This is a genomic window from Limnospira sp. PMC 1279.21, assembly GCF_032349615.1.
Taxonomy (GTDB): Bacteria; Cyanobacteriota; Cyanobacteriia; order Cyanobacteriales; family Microcoleaceae; genus Limnospira; species Limnospira fusiformis.
Window position 1 is genome coordinate 1 of sequence record NZ_JARPLU010000316.1, and the last position, 2,726, is coordinate 2,726.

Here is a 2,726-nt window from a genome sequence, read left to right on the forward strand (position 1 = left end):
AGGGGATCTACTCCAAGAGATACAAATTGCTAAGGCTGAGGGTCAAATATCCACCAGTGAAGATGCCATAGCGATCGCATCCCAGAAAATGCTTGAATTGAACCCACCCTAACTAGGGGTTGTAGCTGTTATTGTGGCTTCTAAGACTTTAATTAGGGGTGTGTCCCGGCGGACATTTCACCCCTACTTTTATGGTTTTAGGGACGCTGAATGATGGTTTCCACCACACGCCGCCGCTGTTTGGGGTCAATGCCTAACAGTCGCACATAGTCCTTTGGGTGTTGACTTAGGCAATTTTCCACAGAAGCGATCGCCTCGGGGATACCGCCATCAATAATAGCACAACTTTTCCAGGAACCCGTCTTAAAGTGACGCTGATCAGCATATTCCAAACCAATTTGATAACCCCCTGACCGGATTTTTTGCACCTGTTCCAAAACATCTAAACTCAGCTTACTGCTGACAGTTTGACCGTCAATAAAAGTAGTTGAACTGCTACTATCTCCCTGCCAATTAGAGGGACCTAAATCATCAAAAGCATGGGGAGGCATGACCGGGTTATAGGGAAGGTGTGGTTGATTAATCGGTTGAGGATTGCGGTTAATTGGCTGAGAATTAACCGTGCGGAATTGGTTATATTCTTCCACCAAGCGTAGTTTCTGGATTTGCTGCTGTTCTTCTACCATAGCACGCCCAGACTCGATCAGGTGTTGAAGACTAAAATCAGGCTGAGGAAGTTCGGGGGGTTTGTCGACACTATTAACTAGGCGGCGCGAGATTTTATCTAAGCCTTGATGATAGATAAACTCGCGGATTTGTTCGTCATAAATACGCGATCGCATAGCACTAAAGAAATCAATCGCCTGTCCGGTAAAATCATCAACCAATTTGATAATCTGACTATCCGAGAGTGAATCATCAGCAAAAATTCCCCGCACAATAGCAATGCGATCCTCCCGGCTAGGTTCCCAATAAAACTTATCCATCCGACCATCGCGAATTAAAGGGGCGTAGAGGGTAGAGAAATCATTTCCCGTTATAATAATCGGAATCCGATGTAATGGGGTTTCATCATAACTTCCGGGTAATTGCACATTAGTAGGATTGTCGGCAATATTCATTAGTGTAGCATTAACTAATTGAGTGTTAACCGTGTATTGAGTTCCTGAGTCAAACCTGCCAGCCCCGGCATCAAAATCATTAATAAAAATGGCGCACATTTGACCTTTTACCCGCACCTGTTCGGCCGCTTCCCGATACCGTAGCCGTAGCAGTCGGGAGGGATCTCCGGCATCAGGACTTTCTAATTCTCCCCCAGAAATCATCACGGGTTCAATTCCCATGGTCTTAAAGACAAGTTCACATTGGAAGGTTTTGCCTTCTCCCTTGCGTCCGTGTATTCCTAAAATTAGGGGAACTTTTATCCGGGGAATATCTAAAAAGTTTTTGGTAATATGGACGGAAACCTTATCAAGAAATCGAGGTGAAATGTAGTAAGACATAAATCTATTTTTGTGATAGTTATTAACCCAATTTTAGCGGGTTGGGTGCATCATAATCTCTCGCGAAAGGGCGGGTTGATTAATCTTCTGGCTCGTGGGGTCGGAACTAGCGCAGGGCTGCGATTCATATTATCGCCCTGATTCATTTAAGCTGAACATTCCTTAACATTGATTGACCATGCTCGGACTGTAACTATAACAATACCATCATTGCTGACAGTAAAGGAGGAATCCCTCAAAGCACGTAACATTATATTACGTGCGCCATTCGCATCTCTAGGTGTTTGACTACCACAGTGGGGACACTTATGTATCTTCGCACCACCTAGTTGGGCGTGGCGATGTCCACACGCTCCACAGGTTTTAGATGTGTGACTTTCGCCCACATCAAGCACCACGCAACCACGCTTTGCTGCTTGATGTTTCAGAATTAACTTAAATCGATAATGAGCCCAAGTCAGCATACTTCTGACTGTTTTAGATCTAATTTTTCTTCTTGACTTGGCTACCATTTGGGAGGACTCGAAGCGAGGAAGAAAAATTAATCCATAGTTATTAGTCAGATAATGAGCTGTTTTTTTGTGTACTTCATCAATTAAGTTCCGAATCTTTTCTCGAATCCGATTAGCCGCTTTTCTCATTGAACGGCGTTGTTTAGCACTTACCTTAGTTGAACGGCTAATTAAATTATATTCGTGTTGACATAATCTCACGATTCGTCCCATGTCACCATTGCCAATTTCAATGACTTTATCGCCGTCATATCCGGTCAAAAAAGTTCTGACACCAGGATCTAAGGCAATTATTTTTGGGGAAGATGTATGCGTTGCGATTACGGGTTCAGGGAAAATAGCAAACCATAGGCCGCGCCGATAAACTAATTGAGTGCCGTACTCACATCTGACTGGTACTGGTTCACTTGCCTTAAACGATAGTGTTTTTGTTAACTTGCTGTACCATGTTCCTTTGGTGAAGTTATAGCACAAGACAGAACACTTAGGACGTATAATGGAGAGGACGAGATGACTAAGAAGACCCAAAATGCCAGCCCCCTATAGTTACGACCTCAGACAAAAAGTTATTGATGCCATTGAACTAGACGGTATGCCCAAAACAGAAGCCAGTCAAGTTTTCCATGTCAGCAGGAACACCATTAATCTCTGGCTGCAAAGAAAAGCACAGACCGGAGACTTCCTCCCTAAACCTAATCACCCACCTGGCAAT

At 43.9% G+C, this 2,726-nt stretch carries 3 protein-coding genes; 1 reads left to right on the plus strand and 2 read right to left on the minus strand.

The genetic code is table 11. The features are described 5' to 3' along the window. Nucleotides 1-197: 197 nt before the first annotated feature. The gene (locus P5683_RS24015; protein WP_006623851.1) at nucleotides 198-1,502 is read right to left on the minus strand and encodes a ribulose bisphosphate carboxylase small subunit; all 1,305 of its coding nucleotides are present in this window, start codon (nucleotides 1,500-1,502) and stop codon (nucleotides 198-200) included. 146 nt (nucleotides 1,503-1,648) lie between these two features. Continuing rightward, nucleotides 1,649-2,542, minus strand: a complete 894-nt coding sequence (locus tag P5683_RS24020; RefSeq protein WP_006669814.1) for an RNA-guided endonuclease TnpB family protein — start codon at nucleotides 2,540-2,542, stop codon at nucleotides 1,649-1,651. Nucleotide 2,543: 1 nt separating this feature from the next. Between P5683_RS24020 and P5683_RS24025 the strand changes: the two genes are divergently transcribed. Continuing rightward, nucleotides 2,544-2,726, plus strand: a 183-nt coding sequence (locus tag P5683_RS24025; protein WP_315645028.1) for an IS630 transposase-related protein, incomplete at its 3' end; no start/stop codon positions are given.